At 62.0% G+C, this 24,671-nt stretch carries 21 protein-coding genes and 1 tRNA gene; 9 read left to right on the forward strand and 13 right to left on the reverse strand.

The window, feature by feature from the left end:
- Positions 1-83: 83 nt before the first annotated feature.
- The 5 genes from CKW24_RS04365 to CKW24_RS04385 form a co-directional block, all read right to left on the reverse strand.
- Positions 84-479 carry a PPC domain-containing DNA-binding protein gene (locus CKW24_RS04365; protein ID WP_095165560.1) on the reverse strand — a complete coding sequence of 132 codons (396 nt, stop codon included), beginning with the start codon at positions 477-479 and terminating at the stop codon, positions 84-86.
- Positions 476-1,027: a hypothetical protein gene (locus CKW24_RS04370; protein ID WP_095165562.1), complete on the reverse strand. Its 552-nt coding sequence runs from the start codon at positions 1,025-1,027 to the stop codon at positions 476-478. The genes CKW24_RS04365 and CKW24_RS04370 overlap by 4 nt, the downstream gene beginning before the upstream one ends.
- Positions 1,027-2,604 (reverse strand): acyl-CoA synthetase, encoded by a 1,578-nt coding sequence (locus CKW24_RS04375; RefSeq protein WP_095165564.1) that lies wholly within the window; start codon positions 2,602-2,604, stop codon positions 1,027-1,029. Before CKW24_RS04375 ends, CKW24_RS04370 begins: the two co-directional genes overlap by 1 nt.
- Complete coding sequence (locus tag CKW24_RS04380) at positions 2,601-3,770, reverse strand: acetyl-CoA acetyltransferase (RefSeq protein WP_095165566.1); 1,170 nt, start codon at positions 3,768-3,770, stop codon at positions 2,601-2,603. Before CKW24_RS04380 ends, CKW24_RS04375 begins: the two co-directional genes overlap by 4 nt.
- A gap of 208 nt (positions 3,771-3,978) precedes the next feature.
- Entirely contained in the window at positions 3,979-4,887 is a 909-nt protein-coding gene (locus tag CKW24_RS04385) for a LysR family transcriptional regulator (protein ID WP_095165568.1), read from the reverse strand.
- Positions 4,888-5,039: 152 nt separating this feature from the next.
- Between CKW24_RS04385 and CKW24_RS04390 the strand changes: the two genes are divergently transcribed.
- Both CKW24_RS04390 and CKW24_RS04395 read left to right on the forward strand, forming a co-directional pair.
- Positions 5,040-6,110, forward strand: a complete 1,071-nt coding sequence (locus tag CKW24_RS04390) for a sigma-54-dependent Fis family transcriptional regulator (RefSeq protein WP_095165570.1) — start codon at positions 5,040-5,042, stop codon at positions 6,108-6,110.
- A gap of 88 nt (positions 6,111-6,198) precedes the next feature.
- The gene (locus tag CKW24_RS04395) at positions 6,199-6,981 is read left to right on the forward strand and encodes an SDR family NAD(P)-dependent oxidoreductase (protein WP_095165572.1); all 783 of its coding nucleotides are present in this window, start codon (positions 6,199-6,201) and stop codon (positions 6,979-6,981) included.
- Between the two features lie 27 nt (positions 6,982-7,008).
- On the opposite strand, the gene CKW24_RS04400 is transcribed toward CKW24_RS04395, so the two are convergent.
- The 6 genes from CKW24_RS04400 to CKW24_RS04425 are packed head-to-tail and all read right to left on the reverse strand — an operon-like array spanning position 7,009 to position 16,116.
- Positions 7,009-8,946, reverse strand: a complete 1,938-nt coding sequence (locus CKW24_RS04400) for an acyl-CoA synthetase (RefSeq protein ID WP_095165573.1) — start codon at positions 8,944-8,946, stop codon at positions 7,009-7,011.
- A gap of 44 nt (positions 8,947-8,990) precedes the next feature.
- On the reverse strand, positions 8,991-10,403 hold the full coding sequence (locus tag CKW24_RS04405) for an amidase (RefSeq protein ID WP_095165575.1): 1,413 nt from the start codon (positions 10,401-10,403) through the stop codon (positions 8,991-8,993).
- Between the two features lie 44 nt (positions 10,404-10,447).
- Positions 10,448-11,626, reverse strand: coding sequence for a M20 aminoacylase family protein (locus CKW24_RS04410; protein ID WP_095165577.1), 1,179 nt, complete (start codon positions 11,624-11,626; stop codon positions 10,448-10,450).
- Positions 11,627-11,662: 36 nt separating this feature from the next.
- Positions 11,663-12,964, reverse strand: a complete 1,302-nt coding sequence (locus tag CKW24_RS04415; RefSeq protein ID WP_095165578.1) for an MFS transporter — start codon at positions 12,962-12,964, stop codon at positions 11,663-11,665.
- A gap of 3 nt (positions 12,965-12,967) precedes the next feature.
- On the reverse strand, positions 12,968-14,329 hold the full coding sequence (locus CKW24_RS04420) for a DUF1329 domain-containing protein (protein WP_095165580.1): 1,362 nt from the start codon (positions 14,327-14,329) through the stop codon (positions 12,968-12,970).
- A gap of 35 nt (positions 14,330-14,364) precedes the next feature.
- Positions 14,365-16,116, reverse strand: a complete 1,752-nt coding sequence (locus CKW24_RS04425) for a DUF1302 domain-containing protein (protein WP_095165582.1) — start codon at positions 16,114-16,116, stop codon at positions 14,365-14,367.
- Between CKW24_RS04425 and CKW24_RS28225 the strand changes: the two genes are divergently transcribed.
- A complete protein-coding gene (locus CKW24_RS28225; protein ID WP_177440574.1) occupies positions 16,074-16,241 on the forward strand; it encodes a hypothetical protein in 168 nt (55 codons plus the stop codon). The genes CKW24_RS04425 and CKW24_RS28225 overlap by 43 nt on opposite strands.
- 4 nt (positions 16,242-16,245) lie before the next feature.
- Positions 16,246-17,178 carry a LysR family transcriptional regulator gene (locus tag CKW24_RS04430; RefSeq protein ID WP_095165583.1) on the forward strand — a complete coding sequence of 311 codons (933 nt, stop codon included), beginning with the start codon at positions 16,246-16,248 and terminating at the stop codon, positions 17,176-17,178.
- Positions 17,179-17,417: 239 nt separating this feature from the next.
- Here CKW24_RS04430 and CKW24_RS04435 read toward each other — a convergent pair.
- A tRNA-Ser gene (locus tag CKW24_RS04435) sits at positions 17,418-17,507 on the reverse strand.
- 308 nt (positions 17,508-17,815) lie between these two features.
- On the opposite strand from CKW24_RS04435, the gene CKW24_RS04440 reads away from it, so the two are divergent.
- The 3 genes from CKW24_RS04440 (at position 17,816) to CKW24_RS04450 (ending at position 20,689) form a co-directional block, all read left to right on the forward strand.
- Positions 17,816-18,505, forward strand: a complete 690-nt coding sequence (locus CKW24_RS04440) for a crotonase/enoyl-CoA hydratase family protein (RefSeq protein WP_095165585.1) — start codon at positions 17,816-17,818, stop codon at positions 18,503-18,505.
- Between the two features lie 384 nt (positions 18,506-18,889).
- Positions 18,890-19,612, forward strand: a complete 723-nt coding sequence (locus tag CKW24_RS04445; RefSeq protein WP_095165590.1) for a 1-acylglycerol-3-phosphate O-acyltransferase — start codon at positions 18,890-18,892, stop codon at positions 19,610-19,612.
- Between the two features lie 105 nt (positions 19,613-19,717).
- Positions 19,718-20,689: a magnesium and cobalt transport protein CorA gene (locus CKW24_RS04450; protein WP_095165592.1), complete on the forward strand. Its 972-nt coding sequence runs from the start codon at positions 19,718-19,720 to the stop codon at positions 20,687-20,689.
- A 21-nt stretch (positions 20,690-20,710) separates the two neighbouring features.
- On the opposite strand, the gene CKW24_RS04455 is transcribed toward CKW24_RS04450, so the two are convergent.
- Entirely contained in the window at positions 20,711-21,241 is a 531-nt protein-coding gene (locus CKW24_RS04455) for a sigma-70 family RNA polymerase sigma factor (RefSeq protein ID WP_256585398.1), read from the reverse strand.
- Between the two features lie 273 nt (positions 21,242-21,514).
- On the opposite strand from CKW24_RS04455, the gene CKW24_RS04460 reads away from it, so the two are divergent.
- The gene (locus CKW24_RS04460) at positions 21,515-22,693 is read left to right on the forward strand and encodes an efflux RND transporter periplasmic adaptor subunit (RefSeq protein WP_095165595.1); all 1,179 of its coding nucleotides are present in this window, start codon (positions 21,515-21,517) and stop codon (positions 22,691-22,693) included.
- Positions 22,694-24,667, forward strand: a complete 1,974-nt coding sequence (locus CKW24_RS04465) for a MacB family efflux pump subunit (protein ID WP_095165597.1) — start codon at positions 22,694-22,696, stop codon at positions 24,665-24,667. It begins immediately after the preceding gene.
- Positions 24,668-24,671: the final 4 nt, after the last annotated feature.

Raw genomic sequence — 24,671 nt, forward strand, 5'->3', positions numbered from 1 at the left:
TCGACAATCCGGGGCGCGGGGCATGAAAGGGCCCCCGGCACCTGGCTTCGACTTTCTTGTTATGGCTATGGCGGATGAAAGCGTCAGTCGGGCAGCCACTCTTGCAGCGTCAGTTCGACCGTGATGAAGGTGAGGTTTTTGCCGCGTTCCAGGCGGCCGGCGTACAGCTTGCCATCGGCATCGGCAACCACCGCCTGCAGGCGACTTGCACCGTTGAGGATTTCGCCGCTGACGCTAAGGATTTCCACCCCAGGTCCCGGGACGTGGATCTGGATCATGCCCTCGCGACCCAGGTAGCTGAGTTGCCCGTCAATCAGGCTGCCCAAGCCACCGCGAACCACCGCCAAATCAATGCCGTGCTCTTTGCACAGGGCCTCGGCGCTGTCGATAAGGTCTTCGTTGGGCTTGAGGCGGGCGATCACCAGACGGCCCAGGCGGCCGTCCTGGACCAGCGATTCTTCGGTTACGGCAACGCTCATGACAGCTCCTTGCGGACAGGATGCAGCAGGTTGAAATGGGTTTCTGCGTCAGGCTGTACCTGGTAGGCAACCTGGTCGAACAGGCACAGGCGAATCGTCAGTGGCTCGCTGCCGACAATCAGTTTGTCCAGCACCAGATGCCCGCCGTGCTGCTCGCCATCGCGGTCCAGGAAACCGGCATGGCAATGCAACAACGGCGCGCCCCGGGCGTCGCGCCCCACGGTGATGGCGCCGCTGATAAAGGTGATGTAGCCGTCCAGGACCACCGGCTGGCCGTAGTCATACGGACGCTCGGGCTGGTCGGTGACGATCATCCGGTGATAGCTCAGGTGTGCGGCACCGCCACACAGGATGCGCCCCACGGCGCTGCCGTAACGTCGACCTTCAAGCGCCTTGAGCACGCCTGCCGCGACGTTGCTCGCCAGGGGCAGGACGATGCGCAGCTCTTCGCAGCACGGTACTTCCAGGTCCAGCAGTCGCGGTGCCAGGGACGGCCCCTCGTGAATAAACGTGCGTACTCCGGCACGCTCAGCGAAATGCGGCGTCATCAGGCCACCTCCTGGCGTTCTTCGAGCAACGCGCGGATCTGCTTCTTGACGATCTTGCCGTAGCCCGACTTGGGCATTTCCTCCCAGCGGACAAAACGTTTGGGCCATTTGTAGCGGGCGATTCGCGGCTCCAGATGGGCCAGCAGTTGTTCGTCGCTGACCTCGCCGGTGGTGACGATCACGGCATAGCCGGACTCGCCCCACTTCACGTCGGGCATGCCCAGTACGGCGGCTTCGGTCACCGCCGGATGGCTGAGCAGGGCCTCTTCGATCTCCCGCGGGTACACGTTGGAACCACCGGAAATGTACATATCCGAAGCCCGCCCGGTGATGAACAGATAGCCGTGTTCATCCACATGACCGAGGTCGCCGGTGTGGAACCAGCCGAACTTGAAACAGCTCTCGTTGGCCTGGGGGTTGTTGTAGTAGCCGCTGAACACCGCCGGTCCGCGTACGCAGATTTCACCGTCGATACCCGTGTCCAGTTCGTTGCCGGCGTCATCGAGAATCGCCACCTGCATGCCGGTGCGCGGGTAACCGCAGCTACCGACCTTGGCATTCGGCGAGTCCTCGTTGTCGTGGCAATCGGCAGGCAGCACGGTGATGTTGCCCGTCACTTCACCGAGGCCGTAGTACTGCACCAGGACCTTGCCCAACTTGTCCAGGGCATGGCGCTGGTCGACGCGATACATCGGCGCGCCCGCGTAGATCAGGTGGCGCAGGCTGCTGTGGTCGTAGCGGTCGACGGCCTCGCTTTCGGTGAGCATCTTGACGATGGTCGGCACGGTGAACAGGTTGTCCACGCGGTATTCCTGCACCAGGCGCCAGGCTTCGTCGCAGTCCAGTTTGTCGCTGGCCGGCAGGATGCAGGCAGCGCCCCGAGCGACGTTGACCAACGCATGGATGCCCGCGCCGTGGGACAGCGGGGCCAGGACCAGCGAACGCGAATGCTGATTCAGGCCCGGCATCAGGTCGGCGATATGGTTGGTGATGACAAACGCCATCTGGCCGTGGGTCAGCACCCCGGCCTTGGGATGGCCAGTGGTGCCCGAGGTGTAGAAGAACCACAGCGGGTCGTGGTACTTCACTTCGGCCGCACGGAAGCTGGCCTGCAGCGCGCTGCCCTCCTCCAGCAATTGCTCGTAGCCCAGTTCGCCGGCACGCGGCTGACCGATGGCGATCACCTGTTGCAGGCTCGGCGATGCCGCACGCACGGCGTCGACATAATGCTCCAGGCCTTCGTCATACAGCATCGCTACCGCGCCGCTGGAGCTGCCCAGGTAGGCCGCTTCCGCCGGGGTGATCCGCACGTTGGTCGGCACCCACACGGCGCCAAGGCGGAACGCGACCCAGGCACTTTCGAACAGCGGCAGGTTGTTGCGCGAATGCACCAGCAGCTTGTCGCCTTTACCCAGGCCGCGTGCGCGCAAGGCCGCAGCAACACTGTCGACCCGCCTGGAAATTTCTTGCCAGGAATGCTCACGACCGTCACGAATGAAACCCGGTGCATCCGGATAGCGACGCGCGACCTGGTTGAGCATTTCCCCCAGATTCATCACGTTGTCGATGCCCATCATTGCGCGCGCTCCAGAATGCTCACGTAGTTGGTCACAGCCGCGCCGCCCATGTTGAAGACGCCGGCGCGATCGGCCTTGGGCAACTGCATGTCGCCGGCCTGGCCGCAGAGCTGCATGGCCGCCATCACGTGCATCGACACGCCGGTGGCACCGATGGGATGGCCCTTGGACTTGAGGCCGCCCGAGGGGTTGATCGGCAGGCGCCCGTCCTTGCGGCTGATGCCCTCGGCGATGACGCGCGCACCTTGACCCCGTTCGGCCAGGCCCATGGCTTCGTACTCCAGCAATTCGGCGATGGTGAAGCAGTCGTGAGTCTCGACCAGCGACAGGTCGGCCAGGCTCAGCTCGGCCCGCTGCAGGGCCTGCTGCCAGGCGCGAGCGGCGCCTTCGAAGTAGGTCGGATCGCGCTTGGACAGCGGCATGTAGTCGTTGACTTGCACCGCGGCACGGAAACGCACGGCATGGCGGCGCTCACCTATCAGGTCCTCGCGGCTGATCACCAGGGCGGCCGCGCCATCGGTGATCAACGAGCAGTCAGTGCGTTTCAGTGGCCCGGCCACGAACGGGTTTTTTTCCGATGGCTGACGGCAGAACTCATAACCGAAATCCCGTCGCATGTGGGCGTACGGGTTGAGCACACCGTTGGCGTGGTTCTTTGCCGCGATCATCGCCAGCGCATCGGACTGGTCGCCGTAACGCTCGAAGTAGCTGTGGGCGATGTTGCCGAACACCCCGGCAAAGCCGCCCTCGATGTCGGCTTCTTCCTTGGCGTAGCAGCACTTGAGCAGGATCTTGCCCACCTCGGCGGTGGGCAGGGTATTCATCTTCTCGAAGCCCACCACTAGTGCGTGTTGGCTTTGGCCACTGAGGACGGCTTGCAGCGCCGAGTGGATCGCAGCGGAGCCGGTGGCACAGGCATTCTCCAGCCGAACCGAGGGCGTGAAGCGCAGCGCCTCAATGTGGTTGGCCAACAGGGACGAGGGAAAGTCCTGATACACAAAGCCGGCATTGAAGTGGCCAATGTGGATGGAGTCGATCTGCTGTGGCGCGATGTCGGCATGCGCCAATGCGCCAACGGCGGCCTCGGCCATCATCATCTCGGGATCGAGTTGGTCGAACTTACCGAATGGGGAGTGATACCAGCCTGTGATAACGGGCGATCGCATAAGGGGTTCCTTGCATGAATGGTGTTTGCAAGGGCGATAGCAAGAGCGGTGCCAAGGCTTGGCAAGGCCAGCGCAGGCCTTATGGCGCGGGGCTTTGCGCGATAGTGGTCAGGCCCAGGCAGCTGTCGCCCGGGGCTGGGCGGGAGACACTCCGGGAGACAGGTGTCGCTTCAGTTGTATCGTCTGGGCCAGCCGATTTGTCCGCAGCTCACCCCGCTTGCGCCTCGCGAGTCACTTGCAGGCAAGCGTGCTCTGCGCTGTCGATGAAGGTGGCGATGCAGGGGTTGTGATTATCGGCCTTCCACACCGCGACCACCTCGATGACCGGGGCATCGCGCAACGGTTTGAAGGTGGTGGTGGCCAGGCGCATGTTGCACATCGAGCGCGGCACGATCGCGATCCCCAAGCCCTCGCCCACCAGGTTGACGATGGTTTGCTGCATGTTGATTTCCAGCCCGATGTTCGGGGTGACACCGTGCTGCAGGCAGTAGTTGAAGATCATGTCGTGCAAGGCGGGAGCGATCCGTCGGGGCACGATGATGAAGGTTTCTCCGGCCAGCTCCCGTGGGTCGATCAGCGCCTGCTCGAGGAGCCGATGGCCCGGCGGCAGGACCACGGTCATTTCTTCGCGAAACAGGGTCACGGTTTCCAGCCCGGAGCAGTCCTGCGGGCGGTACATGATCGCCACGTCCTTGTTGCCGCTGCTGATGTCCTGGGCCAGGTCCAGGGGCAAGGTCTCGGTCAGCTTCAGGCTGACCTGGGGAAACTGCGCAGCGTAGCGCCGGGTAATCGCCGGCGTAACGCTGTAGGCCGTCGACATCATGAACCCCACCGACAACTCGCCCGCCGCCCCCCGCGCTGCGGCCAAGGCATTGCGCTTGGCCTGCTCGAACGCGGCAAACACCGTGCCGGTGTCCAGGTAAAAACGCTGGCCGGCTTCGGTGAGCTCCACCCGTCGCCGGGAACGATCAAACAGCCTGACCCCCAGTTCGTCTTCCAGCAAGGCGATCTGCCGTGACAGCGGCGGCTGCGAGATATGCAGGCGTTCGGCGGCACGACCGAAGTGCAGGGTTTCTGCCAGGGTGCGGAAATATTGCAGATGGCGGAGCTCAATCATGATGCTCTCAAAGGTATCAATAGATGATTTATTATGGATTGGAAAATATAAGTGTGCCTCGTTATTGTCATTCAACGCCATATCGACGGCTGCATCACAAGTGCGGTGAGTCGACATAGTCACGAGCTATACAATAATAAAAGGTGACGCTGATGCCTTCTGTACACGAAAACCCTTCGTTTACCCGAGCCCACACAACTTCCGCCTACCCTGAATGCGATATTGCCCACGACTCCGACCCCTACGTGCGCCAGGCCTTTCGCCGTGCACTGCGGCTCATGGAGCGCGGCATCGCGGTGCTGATCCAGGGCGAGACCGGGACTGGCAAAGAGGTCCTGGCCCGTGCACTGCACGCGCACAGTCAGCGCCACGCCGCGCAACTGGTCGCCCTCAACTGCGCCTCCATCCCCGAAACCCTGATCGAAAGCGAACTGTTCGGCTATGCCCGCGGTGCTTTCTCCGGCGCCCTGCCCGGCGGCAAGAAAGGCAAAGTGGCCCAGGCCGACGGCGGCACCTTGTTTCTCGATGAAATCGGCGACATGCCTTTCGAACAGCAGACCCGCCTGCTGCGGGTCATCGCCGAACGCGAGATCACCCCGCTGGGTGCCGAACGCAGCGTGCCGGTGAACTTCGCCTTGATCTGCGCGACCCACCAATCACTGTCCGACCTGGTGGAAAACGGCCGCTTTCGCGAAGACCTGTTCTATCGCATTGCTACCGGCGTGGTGCAATTGCCGCCCCTGCGTGAGCGCACTGATCGGGCCGAACTGGTGTGCAGCATGGTCGCCAACGAATTGCCCGGTTGCGACCCACGCCAGGTGATAAGCGCCGATGTCTGGCCCCTGTTGCTCGGCCATGCGTGGCCCGGCAACCTGCGGCAGATGCGCGCGGTTATCCGCTACGCCTGCGCGGTCAAGGAAGGCGCGCGCATCCAGCGGTGTGACCTGCCCGCTGACTTCCTCGCCCAAGCCGGTGGTCAGCCTGGGCTGCCGGTCCGCGCCCAGGTGCAGAACGTCACGCCGATTCGCCCGAGCAGGCCCACCGCCGCCCCAGTGGGTGAGCGCGAGGACGTCCTCGGCGTGCTCATCGACTGCCGCTGGAACATGACCGCGGCGGCTCGCGCGCTAGGCATCTGCCGGCCCTCGCTGTATCGCGTCCTGCGGCGGCTGGACATCGCGCCGCTGAAGAACCAGTTGGCGCTGGGCAGCTTCGCCCCTTCCTGACGGTTTACCCCCTGCTGTCCATCGAAAAGCCGGCCACTTCCCGTGTATCGGGAAGGCCGACCTGCGTCCAGATCAAGGAATAACAATAATGAATGCCTCAGCCAATTTTGCGCCGATCAGTTTTTCTCTCAAGGGCCGTAACGCACTGGTGACCGGCGCCGCACGCGGCATCGGCTATGCCATCGCCGTCGCCCTGGGGCAATGCGGGGCGCGGGTCGCCATCTGCGACCTCGACCACGACGCCGCAGAACGGGCAGCCGCCCAGCTCGGTGAATTGGGCATCGATGCCATCGGCCTGGGCGTCGACGTTGCCGATGAGCAACAGGTGCAGGCAATGGTCAGCCAGGTGGGCCTGGCGTTGGGCAGCATCGACATCCTGGTCAACAATGCCGGCATCGTCTCGACCTTGCCCCTGCTAGAAGTCAGCGCGGCAGAATGGAAGCGCGTCATGGCCATTGACCTCAACAGCGTTTTCTACTGCGCCAAAGCCGTGCTCCCCGGCATGATGGCCCGCCGCTGCGGACGCATCATCAACATCGCCTCCGTCGCCGGCAAACGCGGCGGCGGCCTGCTGGGCAACAGTTGTTATGCCGCCGCCAAAGGCGGCGTAATCGCCCTGACCAAGGGCCTGGCCCGCGAGGCCGGCCCCTTCAACATCACCGCCAACGCCGTCTCCCCCGCCCTGACCGAAACCGACATGACCAGCACCCTGAGCACCGAAGCACGGGCCAAAGTACTGGCAGACATGCCACTGGGACGCGCCGGAACCCCCCGCGACATCGCCGCCGCCGTGTGCTTCCTGGCATCGGATGCGGCGAGTTTTGTTACTGGGGAGATCATGGATGTGGATGGGGGGTATATGCGCGATTAAGGGGGCTCTTGGTCTCTGGAAACCAGCTCAGTCTATTGTGCCCCCACCCTCTGGCTGGTTGTCGCGAGTGTCATGCAACACATAACGCACGGCATAACCGCTCAGGCGCTGTTTCAATTGCTCGCTTTGTACAGCGCTAAGCTGCGGCACATAAATATCCACGCGCTGCCCGTGGCGCTCGTCACTGTGGGCTTCGACCCGGCTTGGCGCCGCGACCTGCCACACCTCCTGCTCGAACACTCGCCGGATCGCATCCAGGCGCAAGGCGGGCTTGAACGTCTTGCCCACGGCAGTCAACGGGATTTGCTCCACCAGCCAGATATCCTTGGGCACCGCAGCGCGCTCGTGAATGTGCTGCATGGCGTGTTCCATCAACTGGGCTTCGCTGGCCTGTTCGCCGGCCTTGAGTTGGATGTACACCACCGGCAGCTCTCCGGCCTTGATATCGGGCTTGCCCACCGCCGCTGCCAGCGCCACGGCTGGATGGCGATGCATCGCCTCTTCGATCATCTGCGGGTCAATGTTGTGACCGCCACGAATAATCAGGTCCTTGCTGCGACCGGTGAGCCAGATGTAGCCATCGGCATCGATCCGCCCCAGGTCGCCGGTGTTGAACCAGTCACCATCGAGCCAGATGCCTGCGTTCTTGTCCTTCTGCAGATACCCCTTGAACACCGTCGGCCCGCGCAGGCACAGGGTGCCAGGCTCATCCATAGCGGCATCCCGCGAGTAGTTGCCATCGCTGTCGAGCACCGCGATCTTGACCTCGCAATAGGGCAGGCGCAGACCGATCGAGCCGGGCCGACGCTCGCCCTCGTAGGGGTTGCAGGCGGTGGCGCAGGTGCCTTCGGTCAAGCCATACCCCTCAATGATGCGCAGCCCGGTGCGGGCTTCAAACTGGCGGATCAGCTCCACCGGCATGGGCGCCGCACCGCAGAGCGCAAAGCGCAGGGTGGAGACGTCAATACCCTCGTTGGGAATCTGCAGCAGTGCCGCATAGATGGTGGGCACGCCGCTGAAACTGCTGACCCGGTAGCGCTCCACCAGCGTCCAGAAGTCCTTGATCAAGGTCGGGTTGCGGTAGCCCTGGGGACCGGGGAGCAAGACCTGGGCGCCCTGATGAAAGGCCGCAAGCCCGGTGACCATTACCCCATTGACGTGAAACAGCGGCAAACCGCACAGCAGCACATCGTCCGGCACATATCGCCCGTGCAGGCCAATGATCTCGGCCATCGCAACTTCGTTGAAATGGCTGTGGGGCGCCAGCTTCGGCGTGCCGGTGGTGCCGCCTGTGTGGAAGTAGGATGCGATGTCGTCAGGCTGGATAACCCGCCCGCTCTCCAGATAATCGGCCGGGGCGGCGGCGAGCAGTTCATCGAAATCCAGTACGCCTGCTGGCATCGTTGGTCGTTGAGCCTTCACTGCACTGCGTTGCGGTTCCGCCAGCAGGTTGGCGAGATCGACCGTCACGACAGTAGGCATCTGCGGCAACAGGTCGGCCAGTGCGGCCACCTTCTGCCACAGGTCGGTCCCGGGGAACGGTGCCAGCGTAACCAGCACCGAGGTGTTGGAAGCGCGTATCAGCTCGGCAATGTGCTCAGGTTCCAGCAACGGGTTGATGGCATTGACGATCCCCGCGGCCTCACCGCCCCAAATCACAAAGTGGGTATGCGGCAGGTTGGGCAACAGGAAGGATACTGCCTGACCCGTACGCAACCCCAGACGGTGCAAGGCATTGGCGGTTTGCGTGACCTTGGCGAACAGCTCGGCGTAACTGATGCGCCAGGGCTGGTCCTCGATGCTGCCCGTCGGCAGGAAACACAAGGCTGGTAGATCGGCAAAACGCTCGGCCGAACGCCGTAGCAACTCATAGGTACTGGCGGGTAGATCCCGCTCCGCCAACGGGTACTGCTGCTCAAGGGCTTCGATATCACTCAACCGGGCGAGGGAAACGGATGCAGTCATGGTCTTGGGGTCCTTGCTTGGACAACGGTTCGCAGGCGCGATTTTCAGGTTTTTACTATAGGGGCCAAAGGATGGGTCGTGGGAAAAGCCTGTTCATAGGCGCGACACACCCGCAGTACCTGGTCATCGGCAAATCTTGCACCCACCACTTGCAAGCCAATCGGCAAACCCTCGTTCGAAAAACCGCAGGGCAACGAGGCCGCCGGTTGCTGGGTGAGGTTGAAGGGATAACTGAAGGGCGACCACTTCATCCAGTCGTCCAGCCCAGAGCCAGGCGGTACATCGTGCCCTGCCTCGAAGGCGGTGATCGGCAGCATCGGGCACACCAGCACGTCATAACGACTGTGGAAGTTGTTCATGTGCGCTACCAGCACAGCCCGTGCTTCCTGGGCAGCGGTGAATTGCGCCAGGGTCGTATGTTGGCATTGCTCGGTAAAGCGCAGCAGGCCCGGATCGAGCAAGCTTTTTTGCTCATCGCTCAATTGCCCCGCCAACCCCGCGGCCCCGGCATAGACCACCGTTTTGAACAGTTCCAGCGGGTTAGTGAAGCCTGGGTCAATCGCCTCGATATGCGCGCCCAACTGCGCCAATCGCTCAACCGCTTGCGCCACGACCCGGGCCACGCGAGGATCAACCTCCACATAGCCAAAGTTCGCACTGTAGGCGATGCGCAGCCCGCGCAGGTCGGTGCTTTCCGCCAGCCATGGGGTATGCCGTGGCGCCCCCAGCAACCCATCCCTGGGATCAGGCCGGGCGACGGTTTGCAGAAACAGCACGGCATCGTCCACCGTGCGCGTCATCGGCCCCAGATGGGACACCAGGGTGGTCGCGCTGGCCGGCCACTGGGGAATGTAGCCAAAGGTCGGCTTGAAGCCGAACGTCCCAGTGAAACCGGCGGGGATGCGGATCGAGCCGCCGGCATCACTGCCCTGATGCAATACGCCCAGGTTGAGCGAGGCCGCCACGGCTGCGCCGCCGGATGACCCACCAGAGGTCATGCGCGTGTCCCAGGGGTTGCGGGTAATCCCGTAGAGCGGGCTATCCGTCACGCCTTTCCAGCCGAACTCCGGGCTGGTGGTCTTGCCCAGGATCACCGCGCCCGCGTCGCGCAAGAACGTGGTGATCGGCGCGTCGACGTCCCACGGCCCATCCGCGGGAATCACCCGCGACGCTTTACGGGTCGGCATGCCGCGGGTCGCTGTCAGTTCCTTGATCGAGGTTGGCAAGCCGTCCAGCGCACCGCAAGGCTGGCCCTTGAACCAGCGCTGCTCAGCCGCGCGGGCGGTGTACAGCGCACCTTGCGGGTCGGTATAACAATACGCATTGAGCTGCGGGTTGAAACGCTCGATACGGGCCAATGCATCCTCGGTGACTTCCACCGGCGACAGCCGTTTGGCGCGGAAATGCTCGAGCAGCTCGACGGCGCTCATCTGCGCAATGGCGGTATGTTGGGTCATGACTAAATCCTGGTGATAGGGTTATTCCCTGTAGGGGCGTGATTTCAGCGCAGGTAGTCTTCCACCAGCGCCACCCAACAGGCTGCTCCAAGGGGGATCAACTCGTCATTGAAGTCGTAGTGATCGTTATGCACCGAGCAACCGTTGAACTCGCCAATGCCATTGCCCAAGCCGAAATAGCACCCCGGTACTTCCTGCAGCATCCAGGCAAAATCTTCGCTGCCCATGGCCTTCAAGGACACGTGCTCCATGACATGGGCGGTGCCTAGCGCCCGCTTGGCCGCCTCCAGCATGTGCTGGGTCTCGGCGGGAGTATTGACCAGCACTGGCGCCAACAGCTGATAGTCGATACGGGCCGTCACGCCAAATGACGCGGCCTGCCCCTGGACAATCCCACGGATTCTTTGTTCGACGAACTCCCGCACCTGCGGGTCGAGGGTGCGCACGCTTAACTCCAGCATGGCCGTTTCCGGGATGATGTTGACCGCGGTCCCTGCATGCACCTTGCCAATACTGATTACCGCCGAATCGTTGACCCCGATATTGCGCGACACCACGGTTTGCAGCGCGGTAATGATGCTCGCCAATGCCGGGATCGGATCAATGCTGCGTTCCGGCATCGCCCCGTGTCCACCACGCCCAGTGAGGGTGATGCAGACCCGCTCGGACGAGGCCATGACCCCGCCACTCTTGATGATCGCGTGGCCCACCGGGAACCCCGGCATATTGTGAAAGGCATATACCGCATCGCAGGGAAAGCGCCGGAACAGACCATCTTTCATCATGGCTTTGGCGCCAGTCAGGCCCTCTTCATCCGGCTGGAAAATCAGGTTCACCGTACCGTCAAATTCAGCATGCAATGCCAGTTGCTCAGCTGCGGCGAGCAAGGTTGCGGTGTGCCCATCGTGACCACAGGCATGCATCAATCCTTCGCGACGGCTGGCCCAGGGCAAACCGTTTTTCTCAATGATTGGCAGCGCATCCATATCGGCCCGCAACCCCAGGGTTTTCGAGCCGCTGCCGCGCCGCAGCACGCCGACCACACCACAACCGCCGATGCCGGTATGCACTTCATAGCCCCAACCTTCGAGCAAGCCAATGACCAGGGCCGCCGTTTCCCGGGTGTTTTGCCCAAGCTCAGGCTCGGCGTGGATGTTGCGGCGGATCGTGACAAAACGCTCGGCACTGTCTTGCAGGCGCGTGTATAGAGGGCTGTAGCTCACGGTGGATTCCTTATTCTTGGGTTAAGGTCAGAAAAATCAGGGGCGCCCTGGGTGCTCAGGGTAGAAACGCAGTGCCGCGCCACTCAAAACGATCGCCACACACAAGTACCAGGCCGGTACCAGTGGGCTGCCGGTCAGGGCAATCAACCACGTCACGATCAGCGGTGAAAAACCGCCGAACAACGTGACGCCAAAGCTGTAGATGATCGACAGCCCCGTCACCCGGTCATCGCGGGAAAAGGCTTCCATCAGCAATGCCAGCCCCGCTCCACCGCTGATGGCCATCGGCAGAATCAGCAACGAGACCGCCACCAGGCACAGCAGCGTGCTTTGCTGGTCGAGCATTACAAATGCGGGGTAGGTCAGCACCGCTTGCAGACCGCACAGCCAATACAGCAAGGGCTTGCGCCGGGGCATGCGATCGGCGAAACGCGAGGCGAAAGGCGGCACCACGGCTAGCAACACGCAGGCAAAAGCCACCAGGCCAAAGGCGAAGCTGCTGGGGTAATGCAGCGTGCGAGTCAGGTAGGTGGGCATGTAGAACACCACCATGTACGAGCTCACCGTGGAGCTGGCCATCAGCAGGATGCCCAATCCCAGGGTGCGCGCGTGATTGCGCACGAAGTCGCGAATTGGCGCCGGTTTGTCGATGTTTTCGTGGGTTTCATCCAGGTGTCGACGGATGTACCAGCCCACCGGACCGATCAGCAAACCGATGATGAACGGCACACGCCAGCCCCAGCTGTGCAACGCCTCCTCCGACAGCAGCGTGGTCAGCACCAGCCCCGACAGCGCGCCCAGCAGCGCGGCAGCGCCTTGGCTTGCGCCCTGCCAGCAGACCATGAAGCAACGATTGTCGGTACGCCCGGACTCCATCAGGAACGCTGAGGCCGCGCCAACCTCGCCGCCGGCCGAAAAACCCTGGAGCAGGCGGCCAAAGACCAGCAGCCCGGTGGCAAAGATGCCGATGCTCGAATAGGTCGGGGTGAAGGCGATAATGCCGGTGCCCACGGTCATCAAGGCGATGGTCAGGGACAACGCCTGCTTGCGCCCATAACGGTCGGCGAACCGGCCGATCAACACCGCGCCCAGCGGCCGGATCAAAAAGCCGAGGGCGAAGGTCACCAACGACATCATCAACGACGCCAGCGCTGAGTCAGCCGGAAAAAACAGTTTGCCGATAATCACCGCAAAAAAGCTGTAGACCGTGAAGTCGTACATTTCCAGGCCGTTGCCCAGGGACGAGGCCACTACCACGCGGCGCGTCTTGGCGCGTGGCGCCGCCGTAACGGGTGCGGCGTAGTCAAATGTCGATGAAGGAACCGAGGTCGTTTTCATGGTTTAGCGCACCCCGGACTGACGCAGGGCATTGGGGGTGAACTCGCCTTCCAGCGCCTTCACGTCAAACTGATAGTTGCGCTTCTCTTCGTTCTTCAGGCCGAGCACCAGGTACCGCCCGCTGATCATGTCATTCAGGGTTTCGGCGGTGTAGAACGGCACCTGATGGTTGTAGTAGGACTGCTGGTGAGCTTCGGCCACGCGCCATAAGGTATTGCGACCGTCGTAGTGATCAATCACGGCGGCTTGCCAGGAGTCCTCATCGATGTAGAAGTCACGCTTGGCATAGACATGCCGCTGGCCCGGCTTCAAGGTCGCGACAACATGCCAGACCCGGTGCAACTCATAGCGCGCCAGGCCCTGGTCGATATGACCGGCCTTGGTGATATCAGCGTACTTGAGCTTGGGCGAGTCGAGCTTGTAGCTGTTGTAGGGAATGAACAACTCCTGCTTGCCGACCAATTGCCAGTCGTAGCGATCCGGCGCGCCATTGAACATGTCGTAATTGTCGACCACCCGTTGGCCATCGGTACTGCCGGCAGGGCCGTCATAGGCCACCTGTGGCGCGCGCCGTACACGGCGTTGACCTGCGTTGTAAAGCCAGGCCTGGCGGGGCTCCTTGACCTGGTCGAGGGTTTCGTGGACCAGTTCGACATTCCCGGCCAGGCGGGCCGGCGCGGTGATGGTCTGCTTGTTATAGAACAGCACATTGCTCGACTTGGCCGGGTCGTAATCGGCCAGGCTTTCGCGCAGCACGTACTGATGATCAAAGGTCACCGGTGTGCCCGCACCCCGTACATCCGGAACGATCTGCACCATCTGGCGCTTCATGCTGTCGCCTCGGTAACGGGCGATATGGTTCCAGATCACTTCCAGGCCGCTCTTGGGAATCGGGAACGGGAATGCCTTGGTAAAGTTCTCAAGGCCGTTCCCGCCCGCGACCAATCGGGTATTCAGGGCGTTTTTGCGCGCGGCCTCGACAATCGCTGGCGGCACATTGGCGCTGCGGTGCGTAGGGTAGACATTCATTGTGTAGTCGGGGTAACGCCTGAACATCGCCACTTGCCCCGGGGACAGGCGGTCGTGGTACTGCTCGACGTTTTGCCCGGTGATGGTGAACAGCACTCGCTCATTGGCAAACGGATCGGCCAGGAACCCGGCGCTGTCAATCGCGCCCGCGTTCTTGGGCAGCCCACCCGTCCAGGCCGGGATCGAGCCATTGGCGTTACCAGCTTTCTCCGCTCCCAGCGGTGTCAAGGTGGTGCCCAGGCGGGCAGCCTCTTCAGGCGAAACCACTGCCATCGCCGAAGTGCAAAGCAGCAGCGCCAAGGTGCCGCCATATATAACGGGTGTCGAAAAATTCATCGGGCTCAGTCCTTTCTTGTTATCGGATGGCAGGTTCAGAAACTCACGCCCACGCTCAGGGCAACGAAGTCGCGATCGGTCGCGGTGTTGTAATCGCCGCCAAAAAAATCGGTGTAAGACAAGCTCGCGGTATAGGTATTTTTCAGATCCGCATCCAGGCCGAGGCTGACAGCCTTGCTGCCTTCGTTGAAGTTGGGGCCATAACCTTCCACGTCATGGGACCAGGACAAACCGGGCTTGAGATTCACCCCGGCAAACACGTTCTGATAGTCCAGGATGGCGCGCGCCCGGTACCCCCAGGAGTTGGCGGTGTAGAAGCCTTTGCCATTGCAATTCTGCGGGTTGACCGGGTTGGCCATGGTCGGGCAATTGCGGTTATCTGGTAGTTCGCCGTTACCGTAGATGCTGTCGCGACCGAAACGCAGCGCGCTGCTGTGCAGATCACTGAGGTGGTTGTAGCCAACTTCGGAAATCAGCGTCAGGCGCTCGGCAGCCCACACCTGGTCGACAAACTGGGTGAACGTCACCTGCGCCTGGCTCACGGGCTTGCGCACATAGCCGTGGAAATCTTCACCGGGTACTGGCCGCGCAAAACCGCTGGCGAAAATCGGGCTGCCCAGGTCCGCTGCCATCGAGCCGGCCAGGGCGGAAATCGTCACATCGCTGCCGTTGAGGGACAACGGCATGTTGGGGCGATAGCTCAGTTCACCGGAGACGGCGGTGGCGCCCAGGGTGGTGGAGAAGCTCAGGCCGTAGAGGCGGATGTCCTCGGGGTACTCGATGAAGTATTCAGCGCTCGACGCCTGGGTCCCGGGTTTGACGGCAAACGGGCTGTCCCCTACCCGGCCGCCGACAAAGGGTGCGCGACTGTGATAATTCATGGCGTACAGGCCGAATTCGGTATTGTTCAATGCCTCGGCCTGCCAGCGCAGCGCCACCCCGAACTGGCCACTGTCACGCGCATCACGATCGGCTCCCCGGGTGAAGTGGTACTGACCGCTGGGATCCCACGGCGGCGCAAACCCCATGCGCGTGCTGCACCCATCGGCCATCACGTCCGAGCCGAAAAACGTGCCGCAGTTATCGAGGACGGTCTGGTCCCACTCCAACTGGTAGAACACCTCGGCGGACACACTGTCGGTCAAGCCCTGGGATAAAAACAGCATGTTCACGGGAATCAATCCTTCCTTGATCTCGGCCCCCGGACGACGGAAAGCGGCGACATCGGTGGGGTTGATCACATTGATCCCGTTACCAATGAATGTACTCTCCCCCCAACTGACCACCTGCTTGCCCACCCGCGCATTGCCGGGTTGGCCGTCGATGAAATAGTTGTGATAGATGAACGCATCGAGGATTTGCGCCCCCGATGACTTGGCAGCCTCTTTGCGGTTGCTGTCGCTGATGGGCAAGTAGCGGCGGCTTTCGTCCTTGAGCTCGAAGTCATACCAGTACTTGCCTCGCACGAAAACGCCTGTATCGCCGTAGCTCAATTGCAAATCATGCACGCCCTTGAAGATCTTCGAAAAGGTCTCGCCTTTGCGAAAATTCATGCGCCCGTCATCGGCACTCTGGCTCGAAGCGTGCCCGCCGTTCCAGGTGCCTACATACGCCGGGTCTGCATTGCGTAGTGCCCAACTGCTGCCAATCGACAACGAGGAGTCGAACTGCCCCTCGATTTCTCCGACATTGAAGGAGATGGCCTGAGCCTGGACGCTGGCGCCGAGCGCGAGGACGGCGGTCAATGCACAGGGCCGCACTCGATCAAACTGAAAGTGATTTGCCACAGAACTTCTTCCCCAACGTTTTTATTATTGAAGGCAGTGCACGTGGCCTGCCGGGCGATGTTGGCGCTGGAGAATCTTCTGGGAGCGTGTTAAAGCTGTCCAATGCAAATATGAAGGATGATTAATGCAGTGGACGACTCAATTGATTTGAAGCGGGTTCGCCATCTGGTCTATCTGAGCGAGGAGCTGCATTTTTCCCGTGCCGCGGCTAGGGCCCATCTGTCACAGACCGCGTTCAGTCGCAGTATTCAATCACTGGAGGCTGATCTGGGCGTGCGGCTGTTCGACCGAGACACACGTTCTGTGACGCTGACCGAAGCCGGAAAACAACTGATCGGACGCGCCCATGAATTGCTCAGTTGTGCAAAGAAAATGATGGCCCAGGCCAATGACCTGGCTGGAACCGAGGGCGGCGAATTGCGCTTTGGCGTGACGCCGATGGCCGCCAATCTCAACACCACGGACGTGCTGGTCAAGCTGCGTAAAAGCATCCCACGGCTGGTGCTCAATGTTCAGGTCAACTTCTGGGAGCATCTGTCCCATCAACTGGAAACCGACCAGCTGGAGTTTGTCGTGGCCACACTCCGGGCCGACCAGGAATTCGATCCACGCTTCTCCATCACCCACCTGCCGCCGCAACCGGCATCGATTTTTTGCCGACGCGACCACCCCCTTGCGCAACAGGACCGGCCGATTTCGCGGGAGCAGATTCTGCAATTCCCCTGGAGCGGCGTCGTACCGTCAAGCGAGGCGTCGCTGTATGCCCTGTTTGACCTGACACCCGGAACGCTACTGCCCTGGACCTTGAGCTCCAATGACCTGAACCTGTTGCGCGAAACCACATTGACCAGCGACTCGCTGCTCTTGACCTGGCGCTCCTGGCTCAAGCAGGACCTTGGTGATGGCTTGCTGGTGGACCTGATGCCATTCATCCACCCTGGCTGGCCAGCAGACCTGTTGACCATCAGAAACGCCATGGTGTGTCAGGCCGGGCGCACGCTGTCACCGATTGCCCAACAGGCGGTGGACTCGATCATTGCAACTGCCCGCTGTGACCTATAGGGGCTGGCGACTTGCACTGCATCGGCTGCAGATCATAGTTTCCGAGCAATGCGTAGCCGGCGCCACTGGAAAGACTCTAACTGAGAAGGCACCTACCAAGTCTCAGAGCTGATCCGCTGGCGCGGGAATTTTCACTCCCCTGTTCTATCGACTGAGCTATCCAGGGTACGGGCTGGGATTTTTATCGGAAACGCAGAAACGAAAAAGCCCTGAATTATCAGGGCTTTTTCGTATAAATGTGGCGGTGAAGGAGAGATTCGAACTCTCGATACAGTTTCCTGTATACACACTTTCCAGGCGTGCTCCTTAAGCCACTCGGACACTTCACCGTATCTCTTCAAACAAGTTCTGTCTGTCGAGGCGCGCTAATGTAGTCGAAAGCTTTTCTGATGGCAAACATTTTTTTCAGAATTTTCATGCGCTTAAGAGATTTGTTCGGGCGCGCGGTTTTGTGGGTAGGGCAAACCGGCCATTCTCCGGCCCGGGCCGTGCCTCTATATAGAGGGGAATGCCGGGCGGCCGTGGCCGGCCATGCCTGGCGGAGCCGGTTTGGCTGACTGGCCGGTCAGTCATGGCGCTTTACCTGGCCGACGGCCATGGGTAACGTCTGCTGCACTTCAATACAAGGAATAGCGTCATGAGTGAGTTGATTTCCTACCACCTCGAAGACGGTATCGCGACCCTGACCTTGAGCAATGGCAAGGTCAATGCCATCTCCCCGGACGTGATCGCCGCGTTTAATGCTGCGCTGGACCAGGCCGTGACGGATCGGGCGGTGGTGATCATCACTGGCCAGCCGGGCATTCTCTCCGGTGGTTATGACCTGAAGGTGATGACGGCGGGTCCCAAGGAAGCCGTGAGCCTGGTGACTGCCGGTTCTACCCTCGCCCGCCGCCTGCTGGCCCACCCGTTCCCGGTGATCGTTGCGTGCCCTGGGCATGCGGTGGCCAAGGGCGCGTTCATTCTGTTGTCGGCTGACTACCGGATCGGGGTCGAGGGGCCGTTCAGCATTGGCCTGAATGAAGTGCAGATCGGCATGACCATGCACCACGCCGGCATCGAGCTGGCCCGTGATCGCCTGCGCAAGTCGGCGTTCCACCGTTCGGTGATCAATGGCGAGATGTTCGACCCGCAAGGCGCGGTGGATGCCGGCTTCCTTGACAAGGTGGTAGCGGCCGAGGAGCTGCAAAGTGCTGCACTGGCGGCGGCCCGTCAGTTGAAGAAGATCAACATGACTGCCCACAAGAACACCAAGCTCAAGGTTCGCAAGGGCTTGCTGGATGCGCTGGACAGCGCAATCGTCCAGGACCAGGCTCACCTGGTTTAAGGTCAGGGCCTGCGCTTGCTTGCGATGAACTTAAAAACAACGCGTTTGTTCTGCCAGCATGCGTAATCGTTGACGTCCATCGCGAGCAAGCCGCAAGCGGGCACTCGCTCCTACAGTAAATCTGGCGGTCCGCAAATTTTGCGTACGGCCAGCAAACCTGTGGGAGCGGGCGCTCGATCGTACAAAGTGCGGCGTTGTCGCCCAGCATTGGGTTTTGTCCCACATTGGCAACCGAAAAGCGCTTAAACGCTCTAGCCCGCATCCATCAGCAGATGTTGGAAACATGCGCTTAAACATCGGCCATCTCCTACCTATATAGCGGCAATTGCCGAAAACAGTGCACATCCGTACACTGCGCCACCTTTTGCTCCGGTGGGCCTGTAGATGCTGTATCTGTTTCGTATGTTGTTGATGGGCCTGCATTTTGTTTTGGCGGGTGTGCTGGGTGTGTTGCTTGGGCTGTGCCGGCCGTTCAATCCGGATAACAGCCGATTGTGCGCCCGCCTCTATGCCTGGCCGGCGATGTGCATCCTGCGCCTGCGGGTCAAGACCGACGTCGACTCGCTGACCCACAAAAAGCAAAGCTGCGTGGTGATTGCCAACCACCAGTCCAACTACGACTTGTTTGTGCTCGGCAACGTGGTGCCCCACCGCACCGTGTGCATCGGCAAGAAGAGCCTGAAATGGGTGCCGCTGTTCGGGCAACTGTTCTGGCTGGCCGGCAATGTGCTGATCGACCGCGGCAATGCCCACAAGGCCCGCCAGTCGATGCTCACCACCACCCATACCTTGCAGCACAAAGATACCTCGATCTGGGTGTTCCCCGAGGGCACGCGTAACCTGGGCAAGGAGTTGCTGCCGTTCAAGAAGGGCGCGTTCCAGATGGCGATTGCCGCCGGCGTGCCGATCGTGCAGGTGTGCGTCAGCAACTACATCAACCACATGCGCCTCAATCGCTGGAACAGCGGCCAGATCCTGATCCGCTCGCTGCCGCCGATCCCTACCGCTGGCCTGACCCTGGATGACATGCCGCAACTGATCGCGCAATGCCGCGAGCAGATGCGTGAATGCATCGAGGCCATGGACCGCCAACTGCAAGCCGCCTGAGCGCCGAGCCCGCGCTCCGGTTTACCCTCGCCCCGACCTCCACAAGCAGGCTAAGCTGCACCCTGCTTGTCACTGCCATCGGCGAAGAAGAAGTGAATCGGAATTATGGGTAGAGTCGTTGCGGCCGCGGTCTACAGCGCCGGCAAGAAAGTCACCAATATCACCCTGGATGAAGGCGCGGCCTGGGCGGCAAAACCCGGCCACTTCGTCTGGATCGGCCTCGAAGAGCCGAGTGCGCTGGAGCTGGCCAACCTGCAACGCCAGTTCAACCTGCACGAACTGGCCATCGAAGACGCCCTGGAAAAACATAGCCGGCCCAAGCTCGAGACCTTCGGTGACGCGCTGTTCATCGTGACCTACTCACCGGTGCGCGAGAACGGCGTGCTGGAGTTCATCGAGACTCACATCTTTGCCGGCACGGGCTACATCATCACCTGCCGTAACGGCCACTCGGCCTCCTATGCTCATGTGCGCCAGCGCTGCGAGGCGCGCCCGCTGCTGCTGGAGCATGGCGAAGATTTCGTGCTGTATGCCCTGCTCGACTTCGTGATTGAAAACTACCAGCCGGTGGGCGAAGCGATTCACGGCGAAATCGACGCGCTGGAACACAACGTGCTGAACAGCGCCCTGAACGAGCGGGATATCCAGAACCTGCATGGCCTGCGTCGCGACGTGTTGCGCCTGCGTCGCTACGCCGCGCCCATGGTGGAGATCAGCGAAGAGCTGCAGAAACTCAAGTTTCCGTTTATCGACAAGAACATGCGCCCCTACTTTCGGGACGTGCAGATTCATGTCACGCGGCAAATGGAAGACCTCACCACCCTGCGCGACATTGCCAGCCAGACCATCGAGATCGGGGTGCTGCTGGAGGCGTCACGGCAAAGCGTGGTGCAACGCAAGTTCGCCGCCTGGGCGGCGATCCTGGCGTTTCCGACAGCGGTGGCGGGGATCTACGGAATGAACTTCCAGAACATGCCGGAGCTGACCTGGCACTACGGCTATTTCGCGGTGCTGGGGTTTATCAGCGTGGGTTGCGTCGCGCTGTGGGGCAGCTTTAAACGCTCGGGGTGGTTGTAGCCTGCAGCGAGCGACAACCGCTCAAACCGCATCCCATTGGCGCATGCGCAAGCGGCAATGTTTCATGGCATTGACGATGTGCTTCTCCACCAGGCTGCGGGAAATGCCCAGGTGCTCGGCAATCTCGGGGTGGGACATGCCTTCGAGCTTGCGCAACAGGAAACTCTCGCGGCACAGCGGCGGCAGTTCAGCCAGGGCGCGCTGCAACAGCTCCATGCGCTGCGCTTGCGCGAGACTGTTCTGCGGGGACGGGCTATGGAAGCGTTCTTCGCTGTCGAGCACTTCCAGCGGTTCGGCCGCGCGCGCAACGTTGCGCCGATGACCATCGATCACCAGGTTCAGGGCAGTGCGATAGAGGAAGGCGCGCGGCTGTTCGATCGGCGTGTCGCTGGCGCGTTCCAGCACCCTCACGTAGGCGTCATGCACCGCATCTTCGGCCACCTGGCGGTTGCCCAGCTTGGCGTTGAGGAAACGCACCAGCTCGCGATAGTAGTTTTCCAACGTGACTCCCGACCGCTTTGATGAACGGTACCTGTCCTTGAACCTGGCCAACGCCTGAGGAAAACGATGGCGGCACGATGATGGCAAATCTGCGGCGTGTAATTTATAGTAATTCTCATATAGATTTAAAGCACTGCGTCGATTGCGCGGTAAATAATCCCGACGGGCAGCTGTAACCCTTTGTGTCAGCGCCTAAATTTGCCCGTCAATTCATCGTATTAAGGACAGTTCCCCGTAACTGCCGGGATTTCTGGCAGGGCCTGGCTGTGGTCGCGCTGTTTGCGCCAACCGACAGGGGACGATTTCCATTGATCGGAACCCTGCATGAAACACCCGCGAAAGACCCGCCGTGCCTTGCTTGCAGGCCTTTGCCTGATCCCGGTTATTGCCCTGGCTGCCTGGCAGCTCAACGCCCCCGGCCGGGATCAGTTCGCCACGGTGCAGGTCAGCCGCGGCGACATCGAGAGTAGCGTCACCGCCCTTGGCACCTTGCAGCCACGGCGCTATGTCGACGTCGGCGCCCAGGCCTCGGGACAGATCAAGAACATCCACGTCGAAGTCGGGGATGTGGTCAAGGAGGGTCAACTGCTGGTGGAAATCGACCCGGCGACCCAGAACGCCAAGCTCGATGCCGGGCGTTTCTCCATCGACAACCTCAAGGCCCAACTGCAGGAACAACGCGCCCAGCACGACCTGGCCCGGCAGAAATACCAGCGCCAGCAGAACCTCGCCGCCGCCGGCGCCACCCGTGAAGAGGATGTGCAGACCGCCCACGCCGAACTGCGCGCCACCGAGGCTCGCATCCAGATGTTCCAGGCCCAGATCCGCCAGGCCGAAGCCAGCCTGCGCAGCGATCAGGCCGAGCTGGGCTACACACGCATCTATGCGCCGATGGCTGGCACGGTGGTGGCGCTGGATGCCCGAACCGGCCAGACCCTCAACGCGCAGCAGCAGACGCCGTTGATCCTGCGTATCGCCAAACTGTCGCCGATGACCGTCTGGGCCGAGGTCTCGGAGGCTGATATCGGCCACGTCAAACCTGGCATGCAGGCTTACTTCACGACCCTCGCAGGCGGTGCGCGACGCTGGCAAAGCACGGTGCGGCAGATTCTCCCGGTGCCGCCCAAGCCCTTGGACCAGAGTGGCCAGGGCAGCGGTGGTGGCAGCCCGTCCAGCAGCGGTAAAAGCGGCAGCGCGCGGGTGGTGCTGTACACCGTATTGCTCGACGTCGACAACGCCGACAACGCGCTGATGGCGGAAATGACCACCCAGGTGTTTTTTGTCGCCGGTGCGGCGAAAGACGTGCTCACCGCCCCGGTTTCGGCCCTGCAGAACGGCGCCAGGGCCGGCAGCCAGAGTGTGCGGGTGGTTGCCAAGAACGGCAGCATTGAAGCTCGGGAGGTCAGCACCGGCCTCAGCGACCGCTTGCAGGTGCAGATCCTCGATGGCGTGAATGAGGGCGATCACCTGCTGATCGGTCCGGCCGACGGCAACGAGGGTTGAATGCAAACGCCGCTGATCGACCTCAAACACATCCGCAAATCCTACGGCGGCGGTGACGCCCCCGAAGTCCACGTGCTGCGCGGCATCGACCTGTCGATCCATGCCGGCGAGTTCGTGGCGATTGTCGGCGCCTCCGGTTCCGGCAAGTCGACGTTGATGAACATCCTCGGATGCCTCGATCGCCCGAGCGCCGGAGAGTACCGGTTTGCCGGGGAAAACGTCGCGCAACTGGACAGCGACGAACTGGCCTGGCTGCGCCGTGAAGCCTTCGGTTTTGTGTTCCAGGGCTACCACCTGATCCCCTCGGGCTCGGCCCAGGAAAACGTCGAGATGCCGGCGATCTACGCCGGCACCCCGGCCGCCGAACGGCATGCCCGTGCGGCCGCCCTGCTCGCCCGGCTAGGGCTGGCGGAGCGCACCGGCAACCGTCCCCACCAGCTCTCCGGCGGCCAGCAACAGCGGGTGTCGATTGCCCGCGCGTTGATGAACGGCGGCCATATCATCCTCGCCGATGAACCCACCGGCGCCCTCGACAGCCAGAGTGGCGCCGAGGTCATGACCCTGCTCGATGAACTGGCGAGCCAGGGTCACGTGGTGATCCTGATTACCCACGACCGCGAAGTCGCGGCCCGGGCCAAGCGCGTTATCGAAATCCGCGACGGGCTGATCATCAGCGACAGTGCCGCCGACAACCCGCAGGTCCAGCATTCGGCCAACCCCGGCGCCCTGCAGGCCGTCGACCTGCGCCAACGCCTGAGCCAGGGCAGCGCAGCCAGCGGCGCCTGGAAAGGCGAACTGCTGGATGCGGTGCACGCGGCCTGGCGGGTGATGTGGATCAACCGCTTTCGCACCGCCCTGACCCTGCTCGGGATCATCATCGGCGTGGCTTCGGTGGTGGTGATGCTGGCGGTGGGCGAAGGCAGCAAGCGCCAGGTGATGGCGCAGATGGGCGCCTTTGGCTCGAACATCATTTACCTCAGCGGCTCGTCGCCAAACCCGCGCACGCCCCCAGGGGTAGTTACCCTCAGCGACGTCGCGGCCCTGGCCCGCCTGCCGCAAGTCAAGCGCATCATGCCGGTCAATGGCGCCGAAGCCGGGGTGCGCTTTGGCAATGCCGACCACCTGAGCTACGTCGGCGGCAACGACACCAACTTCCCGGCGATCTTCAACTGGCCGGTGGTCGAGGGCAGCTACTTCACCGAAGCCGACGAGCGCAATGCCGCGGCGGTGGCGGTGATCGGCAAGAAGGTCCGCGACAAACTGCTCAAGGACGTCGCCGACCCGATCGGCCAGTACATCCTGATCGAGAACGTGCCGTTCCAGGTGGTCGGAGTGCTGGCGGAAAAAGGCGCCAGCTCCGGCGATCAGGACAGCGACGACCGCATCGCCATCCCCTACTCCGCGGCCAGCGTGCGCCTGTTCGGCACGTACGAGCCGGAGTACATCGCCATTGCTGCCGCCGACGCGCGCAAGGTCAAGGAAGCCGAACAGGCCATCGACCAGTTGATGCGCAAGCTGCACAACGGCAAGAAGGACTACGAGCTGACCAACAACGCAGCGATGATCCAGGCCGAGGCGCGCACGCAGAATACCCTGTCGCTGATGCTCGGCTCGATTGCCGCGATTTCCCTGCTGGTGGGCGGTATCGGGGTGATGAACATCATGCTCATGACCGTGCGCGAACGCACCCGCGAGATCGGCATCCGCATGGCCACCGGCGCCCGGCAACGGGACATCCTGCGCCAGTTCCTGACGGAAGCGGTGATGCTCTCGGTGGTTGGCGGCATTGCCGGGATCGCCCTGGCCTTGCTGGTGGGCGGCGTGCTGATCCTCAGTGAAGTGGCCGTGGCGTTCTCCCTGTTCGCGGTCCTCGGCGCCTTCGGCTGCGCCCTGGTCACCGGCGTAATCTTCGGCTTCATGCCGGCCCGTAAAGCTGCCCGGCTCGACCCGGTCACGGCCCTAACCAGTGAATGATCGA

Origin of the sequence: Pseudomonas sp. Irchel 3H3 (genome assembly GCF_900187635.1) — a bacterium.
In the GTDB taxonomy this organism is placed as follows: domain Bacteria; phylum Pseudomonadota; class Gammaproteobacteria; order Pseudomonadales; family Pseudomonadaceae; genus Aquipseudomonas.

Coding starts and splice junctions, on each gene's coding strand:
- CKW24_RS04365 (WP_095165560.1), bottom strand. CDS start 479: ATGAGCGTTGCCGTAACCGAAGAATCGCTGGTCCAGGACGGCCGCCTG.
- CKW24_RS04370 (WP_095165562.1), bottom strand. CDS start 1,027: ATGACGCCGCATTTCGCTGAGCGTGCCGGAGTACGCACGTTTATTCAC.
- CKW24_RS04375 (WP_095165564.1), bottom strand. CDS start 2,604: ATGATGGGCATCGACAACGTGATGAATCTGGGGGAAATGCTCAACCAG.
- CKW24_RS04380 (WP_095165566.1), bottom strand. CDS start 3,770: ATGCGATCGCCCGTTATCACAGGCTGGTATCACTCCCCATTCGGTAAG.
- CKW24_RS04385 (WP_095165568.1), bottom strand. CDS start 4,887: ATGATTGAGCTCCGCCATCTGCAATATTTCCGCACCCTGGCAGAAACC.
- CKW24_RS04390 (WP_095165570.1), top strand. CDS start 5,040: ATGCCTTCTGTACACGAAAACCCTTCGTTTACCCGAGCCCACACAACT.
- CKW24_RS04395 (WP_095165572.1), top strand. CDS start 6,199: ATGAATGCCTCAGCCAATTTTGCGCCGATCAGTTTTTCTCTCAAGGGC.
- CKW24_RS04400 (WP_095165573.1), bottom strand. CDS start 8,946: ATGACTGCATCCGTTTCCCTCGCCCGGTTGAGTGATATCGAAGCCCTT.
- CKW24_RS04405 (WP_095165575.1), bottom strand. CDS start 10,403: ATGACCCAACATACCGCCATTGCGCAGATGAGCGCCGTCGAGCTGCTC.
- CKW24_RS04415 (WP_095165578.1), bottom strand. CDS start 12,964: ATGAAAACGACCTCGGTTCCTTCATCGACATTTGACTACGCCGCACCC.
- CKW24_RS04420 (WP_095165580.1), bottom strand. CDS start 14,329: ATGAATTTTTCGACACCCGTTATATATGGCGGCACCTTGGCGCTGCTG.
- CKW24_RS28225 (WP_177440574.1), top strand. CDS start 16,074: ATGCACAGGGCCGCACTCGATCAAACTGAAAGTGATTTGCCACAGAAC.
- CKW24_RS04440 (WP_095165585.1), top strand. CDS start 17,816: ATGAGTGAGTTGATTTCCTACCACCTCGAAGACGGTATCGCGACCCTG.
- CKW24_RS04445 (WP_095165590.1), top strand. CDS start 18,890: ATGCTGTATCTGTTTCGTATGTTGTTGATGGGCCTGCATTTTGTTTTG.
- CKW24_RS04450 (WP_095165592.1), top strand. CDS start 19,718: ATGGGTAGAGTCGTTGCGGCCGCGGTCTACAGCGCCGGCAAGAAAGTC.
- CKW24_RS04460 (WP_095165595.1), top strand. CDS start 21,515: ATGAAACACCCGCGAAAGACCCGCCGTGCCTTGCTTGCAGGCCTTTGC.
- CKW24_RS04465 (WP_095165597.1), top strand. CDS start 22,694: ATGCAAACGCCGCTGATCGACCTCAAACACATCCGCAAATCCTACGGC.